Origin of the sequence: Sporolactobacillus pectinivorans (genome assembly GCF_002802965.1) — a bacterium.
GTDB lineage: Bacteria > Bacillota > Bacilli > Bacillales > Sporolactobacillaceae > Sporolactobacillus > Sporolactobacillus pectinivorans.
In genome coordinates this window covers 1,708,835-1,729,552 of the sequence record NZ_NXGA01000001.1, presented here as the reverse complement: position 1 = coordinate 1,729,552, position 20,718 = coordinate 1,708,835, and the positions used below count along the sequence as shown (strand labels likewise).

The 20,718-nt window shown below is 43.2% G+C and carries 14 protein-coding genes and 1 pseudogene; 5 read left to right on the top strand and 10 right to left on the bottom strand.

Annotated features, from left to right (window positions below; translation table 11 throughout):
• Nucleotides 1-92: 92 nt before the first annotated feature.
• From COP04_RS08235 to COP04_RS08200, 8 genes and pseudogenes are all read right to left on the bottom strand, one after another.
• Nucleotides 93-2,288 (bottom strand): ATP-dependent Clp protease ATP-binding subunit, encoded by a 2,196-nt coding sequence (locus COP04_RS08235; protein WP_100487527.1) that lies wholly within the window; start codon nt 2,286-2,288, stop codon nt 93-95.
• Nucleotides 2,289-2,535: 247 nt separating this feature from the next.
• The gene (locus COP04_RS08230) at nt 2,536-2,973 is read right to left on the bottom strand and encodes a universal stress protein (RefSeq protein ID WP_100487526.1); all 438 of its coding nucleotides are present in this window, start codon (nt 2,971-2,973) and stop codon (nt 2,536-2,538) included.
• A 128-nt stretch (nt 2,974-3,101) separates the two neighbouring features.
• Nucleotides 3,102-4,316: pseudogene (locus COP04_RS08225) on the bottom strand (CDP-glycerol glycerophosphotransferase family protein); the annotation flags it as partial.
• 66 nt (nt 4,317-4,382) lie between these two features.
• On the bottom strand, nt 4,383-5,600 hold the full coding sequence (locus COP04_RS08220; RefSeq protein WP_100487525.1) for a CDP-glycerol glycerophosphotransferase family protein: 1,218 nt from the start codon (nt 5,598-5,600) through the stop codon (nt 4,383-4,385).
• The gene (tagD, locus tag COP04_RS08215; RefSeq protein ID WP_100487524.1) at nt 5,593-5,991 is read right to left on the bottom strand and encodes a glycerol-3-phosphate cytidylyltransferase; all 399 of its coding nucleotides are present in this window, start codon (nt 5,989-5,991) and stop codon (nt 5,593-5,595) included. Before tagD ends, COP04_RS08220 begins: the two co-directional genes overlap by 8 nt.
• A gap of 174 nt (nt 5,992-6,165) precedes the next feature.
• On the bottom strand, nt 6,166-7,779 hold the full coding sequence (locus COP04_RS08210) for a glycosyltransferase (RefSeq protein ID WP_100487523.1): 1,614 nt from the start codon (nt 7,777-7,779) through the stop codon (nt 6,166-6,168).
• Between the two features lie 52 nt (nt 7,780-7,831).
• Entirely contained in the window at nt 7,832-9,406 is a 1,575-nt protein-coding gene (locus tag COP04_RS08205) for a hypothetical protein (protein WP_239984807.1), read from the bottom strand.
• A gap of 304 nt (nt 9,407-9,710) precedes the next feature.
• Nucleotides 9,711-13,208, bottom strand: a complete 3,498-nt coding sequence (locus COP04_RS08200) for a bifunctional glycosyltransferase/CDP-glycerol:glycerophosphate glycerophosphotransferase (protein ID WP_100487522.1) — start codon at nt 13,206-13,208, stop codon at nt 9,711-9,713.
• A 225-nt stretch (nt 13,209-13,433) separates the two neighbouring features.
• On the opposite strand from COP04_RS08200, the gene COP04_RS08195 reads away from it, so the two are divergent.
• Genes COP04_RS08195 through COP04_RS08175 form a run of 5 tightly spaced genes read left to right on the top strand, consistent with a single transcriptional unit; the run spans nt 13,434 to nt 18,977 of the window.
• On the top strand, nt 13,434-14,387 hold the full coding sequence (locus COP04_RS08195; RefSeq protein WP_100487521.1) for a glycosyltransferase family 2 protein: 954 nt from the start codon (nt 13,434-13,436) through the stop codon (nt 14,385-14,387).
• Nucleotides 14,384-16,192, top strand: a complete 1,809-nt coding sequence (locus COP04_RS08190) for a DUF6020 family protein (RefSeq protein WP_100487520.1) — start codon at nt 14,384-14,386, stop codon at nt 16,190-16,192. The genes COP04_RS08195 and COP04_RS08190 overlap by 4 nt, the downstream gene beginning before the upstream one ends.
• Entirely contained in the window at nt 16,185-16,538 is a 354-nt protein-coding gene (locus COP04_RS08185; RefSeq protein WP_100487519.1) for an EamA family transporter, read from the top strand. The genes COP04_RS08190 and COP04_RS08185 overlap by 8 nt, the downstream gene beginning before the upstream one ends.
• Complete coding sequence (locus COP04_RS08180) at nt 16,531-16,866, top strand: EamA family transporter (RefSeq protein WP_100487518.1); 336 nt, start codon at nt 16,531-16,533, stop codon at nt 16,864-16,866. The genes COP04_RS08185 and COP04_RS08180 overlap by 8 nt, the downstream gene beginning before the upstream one ends.
• A gap of 59 nt (nt 16,867-16,925) precedes the next feature.
• The gene (locus tag COP04_RS08175; RefSeq protein ID WP_100487517.1) at nt 16,926-18,977 is read left to right on the top strand and encodes a DUF6270 domain-containing protein; all 2,052 of its coding nucleotides are present in this window, start codon (nt 16,926-16,928) and stop codon (nt 18,975-18,977) included.
• Between the two features lie 273 nt (nt 18,978-19,250).
• Here the strand turns inward: COP04_RS08175 and COP04_RS08170 are convergent, their stop codons facing one another.
• Nucleotides 19,251-19,676 (bottom strand): GtrA family protein, encoded by a 426-nt coding sequence (locus tag COP04_RS08170; protein ID WP_100487516.1) that lies wholly within the window; start codon nt 19,674-19,676, stop codon nt 19,251-19,253.
• Nucleotides 19,669-20,670: a glycosyltransferase family 2 protein gene (locus COP04_RS08165; protein ID WP_100487515.1), complete on the bottom strand. Its 1,002-nt coding sequence runs from the start codon at nt 20,668-20,670 to the stop codon at nt 19,669-19,671. Before COP04_RS08165 ends, COP04_RS08170 begins: the two co-directional genes overlap by 8 nt.
• Nucleotides 20,671-20,718: the final 48 nt, after the last annotated feature.

The following is a 20,718-nucleotide window of genomic DNA, read 5'->3' as shown; positions in this document are numbered from 1 at the left end:
CGAACGCTAAGTTGGGACAGTTTCAGCTCAACAGAAAAAAGAGAGATTCCAAGGATGCGGAGTCTCTCTATAACTTTTCACAGTCTCATTAACTATTCAGCGGTCACTTGAATCGATCCGCCCTTTTCATCTACCAGCATCGACTTGGCCTGACTGTTATCAAGCAGTAAATCGGATATTTTATCTTCAACCTGTTCTTCAAGCACCCGGCGCAGCGGACGTGCACCAAATTCAGGATTGTACCCGAGTTCCGCCAGTTTCTTCTTCGCGGAATCCGTGACCGTCAATCTGAGCCCCTGCTTCCCGGCTGCTGTTTGGATATCATTCAGCATCAGGTCAACGATTGAGACTAAATCATCCTTCGTCAGCGAATTGAATTTGACGATTGCATCGAATCGGTTCAGAAACTCCGGCTGAAAGTAGTTTTCAAGCTGTTTGATCATATCTTCCCGGCTGTCGCTTGAACCGAATCCGACCGTTGCAGTACGGTTATTGATCCCTGCATTGCTTGTCATGATGATGACCGTATCCTTGAAACTTACCGTTCTGCCCTGACTGTCGGTCAGCCGTCCGTCATCCAGAATTTGCAGGAAAATATGCATCACATCCGGATGGGCCTTCTCGATTTCATCAAGAAGAATAATGCTGTAAGGCTTGCGACGGACTTTTTCCGTCAGCTGTCCCGCTTCATCGTGCCCTACATATCCCGGAGGTGCACCGATCAGTTTGGAAACGGAGTGTTTCTCCATATACTCACTCATATCGAGACGGATCATCGCTTCGCGGTCGCCAAACATTTCATAAGCCAGCGTCTTGGCAAGCTCCGTTTTGCCGACACCAGTCGGGCCGACAAACAGGAACGATCCGATCGGGCGGGTCGATTTTCTGAATCCTGTGCGATTGCGCCTGATTGCTCTGGCTACCTTTTCAACGGCTTCTTTCTGGCCGATCACCTTTTCGTTAAGGCGGTCAGCCAAATTACGCATTTTATTCTGTTCGTCGCTTTGCAGTTTGCGAACAGGGATACCAGTCCTTGTTTCAACAATTTGCTGAATCAAATCGGTATCAACCACTGCTTCCTTACCGGTTACAGGAGGTTCAGAACCATTGGATTTAATTTTTTCCAGTTGTTCAAGCTGCTTCTGATAAGCGTGTTCCTGATCACGAAGCCTTGCTGCCTGTTCGAATTGCTCATTCTTAGTCGCTTCCGCCTTTGCGGCCGAAATTTCTTCTATCTTCTTCTTTACACTTTCAGTATCAACCGGTGTCAGGCTGAGATTCATTTTGGATCCTGATTCGTCCATCAGATCGATTGCTTTGTCTGGAAGGAACCGATCCTGAATATAGCGTGAAGACAGTGCGACACAGGCCTTGATGGCGTCATCCGTATAATGGACATGATGATACTTCTCGTATTTCGATTGAAGGCCTTTTAGAATTCTGATCGTCTGATCCTGTGTCGGTTCATTGACAATGACGGGTTGGAAGCGGCGCTCAAGAGCGGCATCCTTTTCGATTTTGCGGTATTCTTTCAAAGTCGTTGCGCCCATGATTTGCAACTCACCTCGGGCGAGCGCCGGTTTCAGAATATTGCCTGCATCCATTGAACCGCCCTCAGCCGAGCCTGCGCCGACAAGCAGATGGACTTCATCGATAAACACAATGACATTTTTGCGTTTTTCAAGTTCTGCCATCATTTGTTTCATGCGCTGTTCAAACTGGCCGCGGATACCCGTTCCGGCGACAAGTGAAGAAACATCTATTAAGTAAATTTCCTTGTTTGCCAGTTTTGCCGGAACTTTGCCCTCTACAATTTTCAGTGCAAGGCCTTCCGCAATCGCCGTCTTGCCGACGCCTGGTTCACCGATCAGCACAGGGTTGTTTTTATTTCTCCGGTTCAATGTTTCGATAACCAGCTGGACTTCTCGGTCTCGGCCAATTACCGGATCAATTTTCCCTTTTCGTGCCTCTTCGGTCAGATTGCGCCCGAGAGACTCGAGCAGACCACCGCGGCGGCCGCCCCTGCCGCCCATTGGCTGGCCTTGTCCGTCGAACGCCATGCCGTTTTCCTGAGCCTTATTTTCTTTTTCAGCATATGAAGGCTGCATAAAACTTCTGAAAAGATCATCAAAAGGTGATCCACCGCCTTGGAAAAAAGACGACATGTTTAAATTATTTTTCATTTTTGAATAGCATTCCTCACATAGATGGAGATGCTTTTGCTGTCCGTTTACGATAACATTCATTTCTATAGATGCCGGATTAATCTTGCATTCGTCACAAAGCATATGCTCATGCCTCCTTATGGATTAACTTATGCCAAAGGCCACAATAATCATCCATTCATTTGACCATCTTTGACCTTGTGATTTTATTATAGTCTGACCTTTTTTGACTTTCAAGTATTTGATCCCAAAAATACAAAACTTTTTTTTACAACCGGTTTCTCTGAGCAGGGTAAAGAAAAATCCCCCGCAAGTTTTCCTAAGCGGAGGATCATTCTCAATATGGGGTACAAGCTCATAGCTGTTAAAATTATTTAACAATCATAACCGGGCAATTAGCCAGATGCAGGACTTTGTTGCTGACACTTCCGAGCATAACCTGACCGAAAGCGCCCATGCCGCGATTTCCCATAACGATCAGATCTTTCTTTGTATCGTTTGCGAAGTCGGTTATTTCCTGCGCGGCAATACCATATAAATGTTTTTTCTTAAATTTTACCTTAGTATGCTCTGACGCTTTCTCAATAATGTCATCGAGCATTTGATTGCCCTCTTTTTCCTCTACTTCCTTCACATCTGCGTCAAGCGACGGGCCAACCATCGAGTAAAAAGGGAAGTATACTGGAGACGGACTAACATAAATCAGAGTGATGTCAACATCTTTCTTTCCTTCGGCAATTGCAACCGCTTCATCAACCGCGCGTAAAGCAGGAGCAGAGCCGTCAACAGGTACAAGAATTTCATACATGCTCACCACCAACCTTCCCTGACATTAATAGTAACAATGAATCATCCCTTACAACTTAACTATACCACTTTTTTAAGCCAGGTAAGCGTTCTATTGTCAGAAAAAAGAAATTTATAGTGAACAATTTTTTACAATTTGATTTTTTTAAAAACGGATTTGACAACTTTTTCGGAGGAATGACCGCCCTCTAAAGCGCAGAACTTCTGAAAAAATGCTTCAAAGCTGCCGGACACTGCAAAATCTGAGGCCTCAAGTTTTCTAATCGCCTGGATCACCTGATCTGTCGTTCTGACAAGCGGCCCGGGAGCGCTTTTTTCAAAATCAAAGTAAAATCCCCGCAGATGATCCCGGTAATCTTCAATATCATGAGCAAAGAATATCATTGGCCTTTTCAGATTGGCATAGTCAAAAAATACAGATGAGTAGTCGGTAATCAACAAATCGGCGATCAGATAAAGTTCTCTGATGTCTTCATAACGCGAAAAGTCATAAGCAAATCCCGCAAAGCTGGACAGATCCAGGTGGTCGGCAACAAGGTAATGCATCCGGATCATGACGATATAGTCTTCGCCAAGTGCTGCCTGCATGAGATGCAAGTCGAGATCAAGGTCAAACTTATACCTTCCCCTGCCATAATACTGGTCGTCGCGCCATGTCGGTGCATAAAGAATGACTTTTTTATTTTTCGGAATACCGCAACTTTCTTTGAGTTTTTCAATGGTTTCACCATTGTTTGCATTGTAAAGAAAATCATTGCGCGGATATCCCGATTCGATCATTGTCCGATGGAAACCAAAAGCACGGGTAAATATTTCTGATGAATATCTATTAGGAGAAACCAGATAGTCCCACGTCCCTGCATCTTTCGCAAAGTTGTCTTTGTACTGCTTAATACCCATTCCATCCATAAAATATTCTTCAGTGTCCAAAGCCAGTTTTTTTAAAGGGGTTCCGTGCCATGTCTGAAGATAAACTGTATGCCCCGGTTTATGAAACCAGCTGGGAAAACGGATGTTTGTCACCCAAAAACCGGCGCGGCACATCAGCAAAATCCATTTTAATGAATAGCGCCTGATATGCGGCACCTGATGCGCATCAAAAATTTTCTCACTCGCCGGAACAGAACTCCAAACGAGTTTATATTCCGGACAGTGCACCTTCATATATTCATAAATGGCGCGCGGGTTGCAGCTGTACTGCCTGCCAAAAAAACTCTCAAACACAACCAGCTTCTGATCGGCAGGAAAAAGCCCGCACAGCCGGAATACTAGTTTGTACATGTTCTGAACAAGCCATTCGGCAACGCTTTTTATCTTGTGAGAAAACGACTGGAATATTTTTTTAGTTATGAGCAATTCAGTCCACAATCCCTCTTTAGCTGATAATGATTGATCAAAGACCGCAGCAGCTCACTGCAGCAAACCACAGCTCTTAATAGCGTACTGAACAACATTCCTGCTTGAACAGCCTTTTGAATAACGATTCCAAAGTGACGAAAAAGATGCGATGGCATTGAGATCAAAGTCATTCTGCCTGATCAGGTGAATAACCTCCTGCGTCGTGAAAGCAACCGGTCCGGGTATCCAGTCCATGTATTCCGTCTGAAAGCCTCTTTCTTTTCCATAGTCATCCAAATCGTATGGATAAAAAATCATCGGTTTTTTCAACAGCGCGTACTCAACGGGCAGCGATGAATAATCGGTCACGAGTATATCGCTGACCAGAAGAAGTTCATTCACGTCCTGATAAGCAGAACAGTCAAAAGCGAACGCTTTATCCTGACCGCGAATTTCGAAATCTTTATGAACCGCGGGATGCAGCCTGAGGAGGAGCACATAATCCCGGCCCAATGCTTCTCTCATTAATTCCAGATCAAGATGGATCTTCTCGGCGCTCAGTTCCCCGTCCCGGTAAGTCGGGGCATACAAGATTTTCTTTTTATCAGCCAAGGTGCCTTCAAGAAATGGCAGGACTTTTTTTACACGCTTATCTTGATCGTCCTCGCGTCGTTTTACTGAAACAGCAGAATCAGGGCTGGCCAATTGATAAAAAAAATCCGTCCTCGGAATTCCTGTCCGAAGAATTCTTTCTTCTGTCACTCCGAAAGAGCGTTTGAAAATCTCCGCCATAATATCTGAGCCCGTAATTACTTTGTCAAAGTGCTGATAAACACTAATAAAGCGCCGATTAGCTCTTTTGGTCCGCAGGCGCACCGACCGGTCTTCCAATCCAAATTTCTTCAGTGCCCCTGCGGCATGCCAGATTTGAATACATTTCACGCCTCTCCGGAATTTCACAACGGAGAGAAAGCCAAAATAATTGTCCACAAACACGAGTTTGGAAGTAGCCAAATGATAGGCGGCACGCAGCAACGCCACGGGGTTGGGCGTCTCTAGAGGAATTGATTTTCCTTTTTCCTCTGGAAAATCTGCCACGCAATTCCCTTTGCAGAGAAAAACAAGTTCAGCTTTTACATGTTCTTTCTGAAACTCATCAGCCAAGTATTTTGAATTGTCACTGAACGAAACAGCAAAAACTATTTTTTCTTTTTGCGGAAACAATTTACACAGGATAAACAGAGACTGAAAGAGGAAAAGATAGGCACTGATCAACCATTCTCTAATCATTTTTAACTGAAAAAAGATCCTGCTTGATTTTTGTTGTCGAAATGCCTACAGTGCGGGGAAGATAAATAACCTTACAGTAGTCTTTAAGAAAGTCAAACTTTCCTTTCCAATCGTCACCCATGACAAACACATCGACGTTATACTTCTTTACGTCCCCAATCTTCTGCTCCCAGTTATTCTCCGGAATAACGAGGTCAACATAGCGAATGGCTTCAAGAATCAGTTTACGGTGATCATAATTGTGATAAGCTTCTTTATGCTTCATCGCGTTGAATTCGTCGGTCGACAACCCAACAATCAGATAATCGCCCAGCTCCTTTGCCCGTTTAAGCAGATTGATATGGCCATAGTGCAACAAGTCAAAAGTGCCATATGTTAATACTTTTTTCATTCATGATCTCTCCCAGTTATCCTTGATTCTCAGGAGGCCTGCATTGCAGTAGTTATCGCCTCACCTCAGCCAAAAACCCTATTTTAGCTATTAGGCAATTATAATTCTTTACTAATGGAATTTCAATCTGTCCCAATCCAACCGGTTCCCAGAATTTCAGAAAAGTGACTCAAGTTAACATTTTTCTGCTTGCTGAGCTTTTTTCTCGCCCTTTATAAGATACAGTTTCCCGCTTCCACCGGACTTAATGTGAATTACATTACCCGTATCGCCCATATTCCTAAAAACATCCTGCTTGCCGAACCAGCCCCCAACGACAAACGAACGCACCAACCCGCCTGCCGTGATCTCTCCTTTGATGATGTACGACCCGGGCGGCAGGCTATCAAAGGGCTGCCGTTCAAAAGGCAAACGCATAGAGAAGGAAGACCAATCGTAATGATAGACTAAATCAAAATGCGGACGCCGCAGTCTGCCGGAAAACGCCGCCTTGATTGAATTCATCCTGGATTTATTGACACGGATCCGGTCGATGGGCCACGTCATACCGGTTGCCTCGCTGACGAGCGCAAATTTCATAGCTACATCTTTTTTGTGCAGCACATCTATTTTTTCAATAAAGCCGTAACCATTGACCATCAGATCGCTGCGCCGCCAGGTAACGTTTCTTATTCCATGTATGACCTGCAGATTATAATCAACCATAAGCAGTTTCTCAGGAACAGAATCGTGAAATGGATAGTTTGCATAATAATGGCCATCATTGTGCCTGCTGATTTTATTTCTGCGGAAACCGGCACTCTTCTGAAAGTTAATCAGCTGGAATAGTTTCTCTTTGTCCATTTTTGCTACAAAATAATACTTCATCCGCTCGATCGGCTTTAACCTGAGTAGCACCTTCTCCGGTACCTCGCTTAGATAATCTGATACATAGTCCATCAACAAATTGACATATGCGGTATCAGCCTCAGGGAGCCTGTTCAAGTAAAGCAGGAAGTCAAGGCTTAGCAGTTTAAAATCTTTTGCCTCATAGAGGTCGCCTGTGATCATCTGATCCTCAAAAAAATTATTCAGCAGCTCAACAGCTTTTAGACGGTCTTTCAGATTGCTGATATCGGTCCTGTTTTGTGTGATTGAATGATCACCGAAGTTCCTGAATCGCCAAAGATAGACAATTTCATCCAGAACATCCACTGATCCAGCCAGATAATGTGCCGGAAATGTAACGGGAATGTCCTCATAAAGCATCCCTTCCGGAAAAGAGAAATGGTTGCTTTCCCAGAAAGACTTTCTGTACAGCTTATTCCAGGCTGTTGTGTCATAAATCAGTCCGGGATTACGGGTGATATGGGTGCACAGTTTATCTCCGGCAAAAAATCGTTGATGAAGAACAGAAGGAAACTTTTTATAACCATTAAAACGCATGACATTGCCAATAACCATGTCAGAATGTGTCGATTCAACCATTGAAAACATTTTTTCATAGGCAGCAGGTACAACAAGGTCATCCGAATCGACAAAAGCAATATAAATTCCCCTTGCATACTTCACTCCGAAATTTCTTGCCTGGCCAAGGCCCCCGTTTGTTTTATCATAAGCAAAAAAATGACTATATTTTTCTGCATACCGATGCATGATTTCACCGCTTCGGTCAGTTGAGCCATCGTTAACCATAATCACTTCAATATCCTTCATCGTTTGACCGGCCAGCGAGTCGAGACATTTTCTTAAATATTTTTCAACGTTGTATATAGGAACAATGATACTGATCTTTGGCGACGCGCACATTATCGAAAACTCACTTTCTTAATTCTTTAGCTGCGATTCAGCCGAACAGGGGCTATCTCGCATTTTTCTGGAACAAAAGATACAGGGAAGGCCGTCCGTTCAATATTTGAATCTGTTTAGCAACCACGTGATACAAATTATGAATGTCCGGAATTCTTATGTGTGCGGGATTCAAATGCATATCAGATCGGACAACAACGAACTGAGTTTTTCCCTCGCGTACATACTGGTTCTGTGCATTCATATTCTCAGGGTACAGTGTATGATCAATATTTTGCTTTTCGAAATACCGGACATCAGGTTCAATATGAGCAGCTAAATAAAAGCCTCCATCCAAAAAACCATAATTGAGCAATGTCGGATTTTTCTGGCGGTCAATAATTGCGGCAAACTGCTTTTGAACCGGCATCTTTTTGACAATAAATCTGGAACTCTGAATGTTCGTATTATACCCGAAGCACAGATAGATTGTAACTATGGCAAAAAAGATGATCGTCATCCATTTTCCCTTACCACTCGTGTCATGAGGAATTAAACGTTTCGACTTTTGGAGAAACATGCCAACCGCTATGAGGCCGAAAAGTGTCAACGGTGTAACAATCAGGAAGTAATAAACGTATTCTCTTCCACCGATATAGACACCGAGAATCAGGCCGACAGCGATGCTGAACAGCATCCATTTTTCCGCCCTCGACCGAAAATATTTCCATGTCAGCAGAAAATCTGCCATGCCGATTAAAAACATGATCTTGCTTTCAACATTTTTATTCAGCGTCGCTCCGATGGCTAAAGCACTGTTGATCAGCTTATCGGGAATCGTCAGCTGTGAAGAGTAGGTTGAGAGATTAAACTTAAAATAGACAGCAAACAAATCATTCAATGCATGATTGACGCCAAAATAAATCAGCCAGGGCACGCTCGACAGAACCAGACCAATTAATGTGTAAAATGCTGCTTTAGCCAGTTCTCTCCATTTCCTTTGGCCGGCAAGAATAATGAATAGCGCGATATAAAAGCCGATACAGCCGCCAAGAAAAGTAAATTTGATCCAAAGCATACAGCCGATGATCAGCCCGCTGACGATATAAAACCGTTTGCTGAATGGTTTTCCGTGAAAAAGTTTAAAATGCCTCAGAATTAGGTACAGGAAAAGTATCAAAAATGGAATGGCAAACTCCTCGGCGCTGCCACCAAAGTAAAAAGCCGACTGGTTCAAAATCAGTATCGGAAAAAACAGGGAAACGAGGGCAGCCGGCAGCCAATTCAAATAAAATTTAGCAATTTTAAAAGCTAAGAGCAAATCAAAAAACATCGCCATGCTTTCAAGCAAATAAACCCCGAAAAAGTTTGTATGTGAAATCAGATAGCCCAGCTCGTAGATGGCGTAAAGCAAGGGTCCTTTCTGTTCGAAAAGATCCTTGTAGGGAATAAGCCCTAAAGCCATTCCCTTTCCGACAGTAAAGAAGGCGTTTGCATCATCCCAGTTGTTTAAAGCGAAGAAGGGTGATGACTGTGTAAAAAAAAGCATAATGAAAAATGCATACAAAAATAAAAAGCCGGCAAACAGATTCACATGGATCGCATGAACCAACTTTTTGATGATTTTTATGCTGTAACCGTCCGACATTGTGGCATGCACTCTTTCCTCTGGTTCTCTAAATATTGACAATCCCGAGAACCAAATTTGATTTGCCAGGCAGAACTTTCAACCTGTAATGTACTATACCTTAATTTCGTTACCGGGCGCCACAATAATGAGAAAGTTTTTATATCATTTTTTAACTTTGTACCATTCAGTTTTTCCCAAAGAAAAAAGCGCATGGCGCCATGTGCTTTTTCATGCTACTCAGATCCATCCAGTACCCACAAAAGCAGCTCAATTGCCCGGTTCCCGATCATTCGAATCGTCTAATCCGCAAAGGATCGTACATTTACTTTTCCAAATGTCCCGTCAATGCATTAAAGCACTGTTCACTCGCATTTCCCTGATCATAGGTATTAAACTTTGCCCTGAATGCATTCAGCCTGTCTCCATAATTTGTTCTGAACTGACCGATCGACTGGAGTTCGTGAATCAGATCATCATTAGTCATGCAAAGCGGCCCCGGAGCTTCCTTGATAATATCGAAATACATACCGCGCAGATTGTCACGGTAATTTTCGAGATCGTAAGTAAATAAAAGAATCGGTCGGTTCAATATAGAAAAATCAAACATCACGGATGAGTAATCGGTAATTAATACGTCCGCAATTAAATAGAGATCCCGGATATCGTCATAATCCGATTCATTGAAAACAAAATCTGTTGCTTCTCCCTCATCAAGAAGTACGGCAGACGCGACAAAATGATGAAATTTAACCAGAAGCACATAATCACCGCCCGTCGCTTCTCTGAGCCGCGGGATATCAATTTCCAGTTTGAAGTAATTTTTCACCCGCCAGGTTGGCGCATAGAAGATCACTTTTTTATCAACCGGGATACCCAGCCTTTTTTTTATTCCAGCTATTTTCTCCGGCCGATTATCAAAAAACAGCTTATCATTGCGCGGATAGCCGGATTCGATAATCTCTGCCCTGTGTTTAAAAGCCCTTGCCGCAATTTTTGCGACATAATCGCTTGGCACAGATAAATAATCCCATCGCCTGTTCTTTTCCAGATACTCTTCCATGTTCTTACCAGGTTTGATTTCACCCGGTACGTCAAGCCCAAGTGTCTTCAAAGGAGTGCCGTGCATTGTCTGCAGTTCAACGGCCCTGTCGCGCTTACGGTAAAAAGTAGGAAAGTTGACGTTATTGACAAAATACTTTGCTCTCGCCAGATAGTAGTCATATTTCAGTGAATACCTTCTAACTATTTTTGCATGCCCGTCAACATGTGTCAGAGGATTATTCAAGCACCAGACTGTTTCGTATTCCGGATAGTTTTTGTCGATATATTCATAGAGTGCCCTTGGATTACACTCATAGCTTTTGCCCCAGTAGCTTTCGAAAACAATCGTCTTCCGCTTTATTGGCAGCAGCCGTGCCGCGGGGTAAACGAGCCGTCTCAAAACTGCCCTGCGCAGCCTCCCGCGCTCGATCCATCCCCACTTTGCGGATACACACATCACAGTCGACAGATCTGCATCCTGGCTGAATTCGTAAACCTTCCGATCATAAACAACTTCACTCTGCAATAAGTCATCCGAATAAACCGGATGCTGCTTGAAAACCTCACTAGACTCCGGCCCCAGCGCCAAGAAAAGATTAAAAGCCTGATGCCTTAAAAGCTCCTTTCCAATCGTCCCCTTGAGGTCGAGGGTTCCGCAATGAATGGAGCGCCCGAACCGATCTTTGGCATACGCGTCATCCAAAGAAAGAAAGAAGGATTCATGATGATCCGAAGAAAGAAACTGCAGCCTCATCTTAATATCTTTATCCTCCAGAGAGGGGGGTACAGCCGCCGTCAGTTGTATCTTGTCTCCTTTTTGATCAACCTTCACAAGTTCAGCACCCAGGCGGCGTACTTTAATAAACAAATGGCCGATTTGGTTTGTTTTAGCCTCTATTTCTGCAAAACCAACGTCGAGTTTTGTTTCACGGCTTTTTAGCTGGTAGATGGGCTTTGCGTTTCCGGCAGCAGACATAAAGAAGGTATCCCATTCACCATATCCATTGTCATTTTGGAAAGTTGCCAATGGTATTTCGCCGCTGAAAGCTGACTGTTTGATTGATCCGGCAAAGTGCTGATACGAGCCGCTTTTTAACTTTTTTAGTGCCAGTCCTTGAAAACGATCCGGATCTTCCGTCCGCCCTGATATTTGCAGAGCACAACCGCTGACATTAATATTTTCAGCGATCGTCACAATTTTTTCCTTAACGATATGAAGATCCCAGTTGTTTCCGTACTCCACCCGGATGACATAATTGGACTGAAACATGGAATCAGGACGCGGGTTTTCTCCTCTTACCGGAGAACCCATTTTGAAAGAGCGCGTCAATCCCCCGGCCTTAATTGTTCCTTCAATAAAGTAACTGCCGTAGGGAAGCTCACCGAACGGAGCCTGATTGAAAGGAACAGATACCGCGATTTCCGACCAGTTATAATTGTTAACAAATAAAAACGGGAGATATTTTTTTCTGGCCCAGATACCGTGCTGTATCGTGTTCGCAATGTTTCGACTCAGCCGGCACTCTTTGAGTGGAATTTTCGCACCCGTATCTTCATTGACTAATGCAAATTGCATCTTTACATCCCACTTATGTGCCACATTAATCTTTTGAATATAGGCATAGCCCGAAATATTCAGGTTATGCCCCTGCCATTTTGCAGTGCGCGTTTTACGCTGGACCTGCAAATTGTCGTCAATAAGCAGCAAGGACTCAGGTACAAGATTATGGTACAGATACTCTGCATAATAGTGACTGCCGCGCCGCGTTAATTTCTGGCTTGCCACTCCCCCGCTTTGCTGAAGCCGAAGCAAGGCCAGCACTTTTTGCTTATCCATTTCTTTCACGAAATAATATTTCATCCGGTCGATAGGCCAGAGCTTAAGAAAACCCTCTTCCGGAACCTTCTTAAGATACGGCGAAACTTCATCGAAGTAGAGATCAATATACTGATCATTGGCCTCCGTCAGTTTGTTCAAATAGACCAATAAATCGGTATTCAGTACCTTATAATCTTTCTCGGCCAGAAGCGAACCCCCAATATGATGATCCGTGAAGAAGTCATTGACCATACCGACGGCTTTTAATCGGTCTTTCAGATTTCTGATATCGGTTCTGTTCTGTGTAATAGACTGGTCGCCAAAATCCCTGGACCGCCAGTAGTAGACCACATCGTCCAGAACATCCACAGCGCGGGCCAGGTAATGGGCCGGAATAGTCACCGGTATATCTTCATAAAGCATGTGTTCAGGGAAAACGAGGTGGTTCTCATCCCAGAAAGATTTCCGAAACAGTTTATTCCAGGCTGTTGTATCATAGATCAGCTCATGATCACGGGAGATGTGAGTGCTTAATTTTTTCTTTGTAAATATTTTCTCGTGCAGAACAGAAGGATATGTTTTCATGGAATTAAAGCGCATGACATTGCCAACAACGATATCCGAATGGGTTTCTTCAGCAAGAGCGTACATTTTTTCATAGGCGTCAAATGCCACAATGTCGTCTGAATCCACAAAAGCAATATACTCGCCTCTCGCAAACTGCATGCCGTAATTTCTTGCCTGCCCGAGCCCTCCGTTCTGCTTATCGAAGGCTAAGAAATTCGCATAGCGATCAGCATAGCGATGCATCACTTCACCGCTTTTGTCAGTAGAGCCATCATTAATCATAATAATCTCAATGCTTTGAAACGTCTGGTCAACGAGCGAATCCAGGCAGGCCTCCAAATATTGCTGAACATTATATATTGGAACAATAACGCTGATTTTCGGTAAGTTCATGATTCAAAAACCTCTTTCTCAACCATTTTTGAATGATGTATAAGTTCGTCTCAGCACCTTTTTTCAATCGGAGCCTTCTTCATGCAATTTGTGCAGTCATTCGACATTATAAAACAATATTTGGCCCATCTCAAACAGGTTTCAAAAATATACATATTTTACATTTAAGGACATGTTATAATCTATAATACAAAACGATAATGGGGTAAATAGGGAGTGTAAAACATGAAAGTCGCAGTATTGATTCCTTGCTATAATGAGGAACTGACAATCGGCAAGGTCATCGATGATTTTAAACATGAACTGCCTGAATCGGATATTTACGTTTATGATAATAATTCTACAGACAAAACCAAAGTGATTGCAACAGAAAAAGGCGTTCACGTTGTGGAAGAAAGACGCCAGGGAAAGGGCAATGTTGTCCGTTCAATGTTTTTCGACATTGACGCAGATTATTACATCATGGTCGATGGTGACGACACTTATCCCGCCGAAGCGGCGCGCGATCTACTGGAACCGCTGATTAACGGTGAGGCAGATATGACTATCGGGGACCGCTTGTCAAATGGTGCTTATGAAGATGAGAACAAAAGAGCATTTCATAATTTCGGCAACAATCTGGTCAGAAATCTGATTAACCGCCTTTATAAAAGCAACATCAACGACATCATGACCGGCTACCGGGGATTCAACAAACTCTTTGTCCGCTCATTTCCGATTGCCAGCGCCGGGTATGAGATTGAAACAGAAATGAGTATCCATTCCCTTGACAAACGTTTTAAAGTCAAGGAATTACCGATTGATTACCGTGACCGGCCAAGCGGAAGCGAATCCAAACTGAATACATTCAGCGACGGTTTTAAGGTGATTAAAACTATTTTTACACTGTTTAAAGATTACAAACCGTTGGAGTTTTTTTCAATCTGGGCCGGTTTTCTGACCTTGCTCGGACTAATCGCAGGTGTCCCTGTCATACTCGAATTTCTCAGGTTCCATTATATATATAAAGTACCTTCCGCTATACTTGCGGTCGGACTCGTCATGATGGCCATGCTTTCGCTTGTTTGCGGGCTCATACTGGATACGGTCGTCAACAATGCCCGAAAGCAATATGAGGTCGATTTGCATCAAATTCATGAATCACTTAAACGTGAAAGAGAGCAGGTCATGAAAGGATGAACAATAAATTTTCACTCTATCTTACCATCAGCATACTGGCAGGCCTGTCTGTCGGCACAGGTACCTATTTCTATACACACCCGTTTCAGAACATCCACTTCGTTTCATTGATTTTATTTATCCTGGCTGGAGGGATTTTCAGCTTCGGGATAGTCAGCGGTTCATTTTTTAAACCTTATCGATTGCTCAGCAAAAAAGGCAGGATGTTCTCTTTCGTTTTCCTTGTTGTTCTGTCACTTATTATGACAGTTGCGCTGAAACCGGCCTCCTTTCACCTGTGGGGATATTATTTACTGGCAACGGCAGCTGTTTCCGTTGCTGCATTTCTATTTTTACTCTTTTTTGTTTCAGCGGTCGCCTGGCTGCTTTTGACCTTTTCGAAGAACAGTGATGCGTTGATCCAGAAAAAGCGATACATGCTGATCTATGCCCTCCTTCCTCTGGCAGTGTCATTGATTTACTTCTGGGCTTTTTACCCGGGCATTCTGGTCATTGATTCGGTCAATCAATGGCAGCAGGCCCACTCCACTTTTTTTAATGACTGGCATCCAGTGATGATGACGTGGATTATACTGCTGACAACAAAAGTATGGGATAATCCGGCCGCATTTGTGATTGTTCAGTTTACTACAGTCAGCGCAATCGTTGGATACGTCGTTTATGTTTTCAGATCGCTTGGCGCGAATCGATGGCTGGTCATTACCGGTTGGTTGTTTCTTTCATTATTCCCGATGGATGCTTTGTATTCGGTGATCATATGGAAGGATACTCTGTACTGCTATTTTCTCCTTTGGCTGACGACAATGCTGGTCCTTGTTATTCACTCCAGAGGAGCTTGGTTGAAATCATATGCCCATCTGATCGGGCTCTACCTCTCCATTGCAGGGCTGATCTTCTTTAGACATAACGGCTGGCCGGTTCTACTCGTTACCATAGTAATTTTTCCTTTTTTCTTCCGGAAAAATTACTGGCGCATGTACGGCGTTTTTATTGCCGCTGCGGTTACCTTTCTGATTGTTACCGGTCCGATTTTCAGCTACTACCATGTTTATCCGGCTGATAAAACGGAGTCACTAGGCATTCCGATCCAGCAAATCGGCGGTATTATTAAAGATAACGGAAAGATGAGCCCGTCTCAGAAGAGCTTCTTCAATCATATTTTCCCTGCAAAGGAATGGAAACGTGTCTATCAGCCGTCTCAGGTGGATCCTGTAAAATTCCACAAGGGATTCAATAAAACCCCTATCCGGACAAATCCGATAGGTTTCGCAAAAAACTGGGCTTCGATCGTTCTTCAAAACCCGAAGCAGGCTACAAGTGCTTTTCTGAGCATGGAACAACTCGTCTACAAGCTCAATATTCCGCAGAACCAGATGCGCCCGATATTCCGCTACAAGGCATTCAGCAGTTACCGGCCGGTGTATTTTCTTTCAGCAAAAACAATAAAACAGGATCATGTACACTATAAGCCTTTTCATTATTCAGCCTACGGGACACAATATGCCAACGTTGGGCTTGCATCTTTAATTAAAAGTTATAATAATCTTTTTCTGAGTGGATTGGCCAGAATTTTTGTGCTCCCGGCTTTTTATCTGTATCTGACGGCAGTATTCCTGTTCGTCATCGTGCTTAAAGGTAAATGGAAACTGTTGCTTGCTGCCGTGCCGGCATTCCTGAATCTGGGATCGATGGCAGCGGCTATACCTGCCCAGGATCCACGTTATCTGTTTAGCAACTACTTGCTGTTTATTCCTTTTCTCCTCCTGGCCACTATAGTCGCTGGAAAGCGTGAGCAAAATGTTTAACTTGATGATGCGCTCCGTAGCCAAGAACCGCTTAGGGATCGCATTGATTATTATTGCAGCCCTCTCCACAGCCACCGGACAGATGCTGTGGAAGCTATCACGAAGTGTCCCGGATATTTATTTTATTATTGGCTTTTTGCTGTATTTTTGCGGGGCCGTCCTGATGATTGCTGCTTTTAAATTTGGTGATTTGTCAGTTCTCCATCCCTTGCTTAGTTTTGGTTATATTTTTTCAATCTTTCTTGGCAGTATGTTCCTTGGAGAGACACTTACTTCTTTGCAGATTTTAGGAATTCTGATTATCATCATCGGTGCATCACTGATCGGGGGTGGAGACGATGATTGAAGCAGCCCTCCTGATTATCATGACCATGTTCGGGTCCCTGGGCGGATATTTTTTTAAACGCTGCACCATGAAGGGCATCGGGCTTTCTATGTATTTTCTTGTAAACCTGGGCATTGGCGGCATTTTCTATGTTTCCGGGGCACTGCTCAATATCTGGCTTCTGAAGATGCTTCCTTACACCATTGTCTATCCGTTGACTGCTATCACGTATATCTGGACACTTGTTTTCTCGTATTTTTTTCTCAGGGAAAAAATCAATCGAAGAAAAATTTCAGGTGTTCTGCTGATTTTACTGGGTGCGTGCCTGCTGGTGATCAAGTTGAATTAAAAAAATAACATGTTGAGTACAATAAATTCGAGACGACATGTAAAAATGGGGATAGATTATTGAATACTATACTCATGAAAATAAAAGACACTCTTGGCAAAAACAAAGTGATCCTTAAAGGACAATGTGAACCGCAAACAGGTGAAGCATTTTTGCTGCTTGAAGAACGGATTAAGGGGAACGACCTGTTCATCCCTCGCGACATTAAAATCCCCTGCAATGTGAAACGGGACAGCTTCACAGCAGAGATTGATTTGTCACTTCTTTCCAAGCTTCAGAACAGCCTCGATCTTTGGGACTGCTACTTATTAATGAGTGGCAATAACAAAGAACCGATTGACATTCAGTCGGGAACTAAAGCCTTCGAAAGCCACTCGCTTCCGACTGGGTTGCTGATGATCACCTTCTACGGAAATACAAGGCATACACTGTCCATTTCTGTTAAAAAAAATAATACTGTGGCGGCGATTTTGCGTCAGTTGTTGAAAAATGACGACATTTATAATCTCAGCGGGAATCTAACTGGCACAGACAGCCATTGGACTCCGTCCGCTTCCCTGTCAGTTAGAAAAAGGGACAATAAAAATTCGATCCTTTATAGCTCTGAAACCAATTTTCCGATTGCCTTAAACGCTGATCATAGCTGGACTGTCCGCCTTGACAAGCAATCGATTTTCCCGGATGCCAACATCCGCCATGAAGAAGTGTGGGATCTTTTCATTAAGCTTGAAAATTCATCGGATGGAGATTCGCTTTACCTTCCACTGATGGATAAAGCAGCTGTGAAAGATGATTACTCTGTTCTATCGGCAAATACTTTTTATCAGGCAAAATTGTATACCAATAAGAAAAATTGCGCCGGGCTTTGGGTGAAGCGAATTCCCGAATTCCTGAATCTTAAAACATGCGCCTTTGATCATGGGGGGCGACTCATCCTTTCATGTGCGAACAACGCTGATCGGAAAATCGTTGGCGCAAGGATTGAGCCTGATGAGGAAATATGGGCAGATCGTTTTCGGGGGTTTTCACTGGAAGGAACAATCGACTATCATTTGTCATCCTTCAGTCTTGCTTTTCCCGTTAGCCGCTTGAAAAATCTTTATAAAGTGGACAAGGGCATTCAGTTCAGAGTGATGATTCAGATTCAAGATTCAAAAACAAATGCGTTAACTTGGATGCCGTTATTTATTGGCAATGAACAGCCGATTGAAACATCCTGCATGGCATTATCCGATGAGCTTGACGCAGTTGTAAAGGGTACACACCACGAGTCGCTCAAAATCATGATCGTGAATCATATTGGTGCCAATCTTTTCCGAAAGGCTCCTGTCAGGCTGGCGATTCTCGGGACATGCTATACGCGGGGCGCATTCGGTTCGAATCCTTATTTCAATCCCGGCTACAAATCAAAGTATAATATCGTGTACACTCAGTTTCATTCCAGTATTGCCAGCCTGATGAGCGGGCCCGTCCACTTTCCTGAGACTTTATTTAAAGATAGAAAGCCAATTGAAAAAGCGTATATAGCCTGTGACTTTGAAAAACTATTTTTCACCGAACTTTCAGAAGCGAATGCTGACTATTTTCTTCTGGATCTTTACCCGGATGCCGTCCGTGATCTTGTTGTCTTTGATGATCAGCACCTGATTACAGGCAGTTTCTATCTGAGAAATCGCACTTTTTTACAGTCTCTGCAAGGAAAGGTGCATTTTATTTCCCATGATGAGGAGGAGACGTTTCTCAAATACTGGCGGGCGGCGGCGGATCGTTTTTCCGAGAAAATTGTTCAGTTTTTCCCGCAGGAACGGATTATCCTGCAAAAAGCCCGAATGACCAACCGCTATTACGATAAAAACCATCAGGTCCATTACTTCACCGATCAGCTGGATTTAGTTAAAAGAAGCAACATGTTCTTCCAGTGCATGGAATCCTACTTGTTAAAGCGTCTGCCCCATATTCATACAATTGATTTGAATCAATACGGGTATATCGGACAATATAACCATCCCTATGGTCAGTCGACAAATCATTACGAACCGGCTTATTATAAAAAGCTCATTCAGAAACTCGACCAGGTCATTTTGGAGCAGGATCAAAGGGAAAACAAATGATACAGGAAACGGCAAGTCCCTGGGTACAGAAAGAGGCCTGCTGTTTCCTTTAATTTTATATACATATACTGATTATCCTGCTAGCTCAGAACGTCAATTGTGAAATTGCGCTGAGAAATGAGAAAAAAGTAACTGGAAACCGGACAAAACCCAAGATAAACTGGACAAAATCAGAAGGCTTGATCGGAAAGATTAAGAAAATGGATAATTTTATATTAAAAAAAGACTGCAAAATGCAGTCTTATTCATTACTTAAAGCATGAGCAAAGCAGATTATACTCTGAATACCCACAGCTTGCTCAGTATAAAATTAAAAACCAGCCCGATCAATGTACTGATCAGCTTATTCACATAGAGAGGGAGGAATTGTAAAAAATGCATCACAACAAGTGTCATGGCCAGGACACTGACATTGAGGACAACGAATTTAAGAAAACGCGTCTTTGATCTTTTCGAAGTCGAAAAGGTCACTTTAGAATTCCACAAATAACTGTTCAGCATTCCCGCTCCATAGGACAATGTCTGGGCTAACAGATAATAGACTGACAAAAAATGCGTCAACAAAATAAAAGTCAGAAAATCAACACCTGTATTCAGGACGCCGACGAAGCCAAAGACGATCCCTTGCCTGATTATTTTAGTTTGTCTTTTTGCAGCGTCAGCTTTTCTCTTTTGTAAAGCATGAGACTGTTCACTCATCTTTTAAATAATCCCCCGCTGTGTTTTTATCGCAACTCATTGTATTCCACTCAATGGTATATCTCGGGCGTCCTTTCGTTTCCTTGAATATTTTCCCGATATATTCGCCGATCACTCCAATTGCAATCAGCTGCATACCGCCGATGAGCCAAATAGACAGAATCAGCGAGGTCCAGCCGCTGATCGTGTGATTGAGGAACCAGACGATCAGTACATAAGCGCCGATGGCTATGCCAATTAATACAAGAATAAAACCAAGGCTTGTCACTAGCTTAATGGGCACGACGCTGAATGATGTAATTCCGTCAAGGGCAAAAGACAGCATTTTTTTTAACGGATACTTTGAAACGCCTGCAAAGCGTTCTTTTCGATTATAATAGACTTTTGCGCTTTTAAATCCTAGCAAGGGAACGATTCCCCGCAAAAAGATGTTCTCTTCCTGATACTTCATCAGCTCATCCAGTGCCTGCTTGCTCATCAAACGATAATCTGCGTGATTGGGTACCAGATTTACTCCCATTCTCTTCATTATCCCGTAAAAAGCGAGTGCCGTATTTCTCTTAAAGAATGTATCAGTATCGCGCTTGTCACGGACTCCGTATACAATATCATAACCTTCATGATATTTATCCACGAGTTCATAGATTGCATGGACATCATCCTGAAGATCGGCATCTATTGAGATCACGCAATCAGAGAATTTTCCGGTCGTTTCAAGTCCTGCAATAAGCGCACTCTGATGGCCGAAATTTCTACTAAGCTTCAAGCCCTGGACATAAGAATTTATCCGCGTCATCTTTTCAATGATTGTCCATGTTTTATCGGCGCTTCCGTCATCAACAAGAAGAATAATACTTTGCGTGCTTACTTTGCCGTTCTGGATCATGTGATCCATAATTTCCGTCAGTTCTTTGACGGTTTCATCGAGTACAGCTTCTTCATTATAGCAGGGAACAACAATGCTTAATTTTGTAAATTGCCCGTTTATCGCCATTCTGTCATCATCCCGGTCGTTTCAAGTTGTTCAGAATCTACATGATCT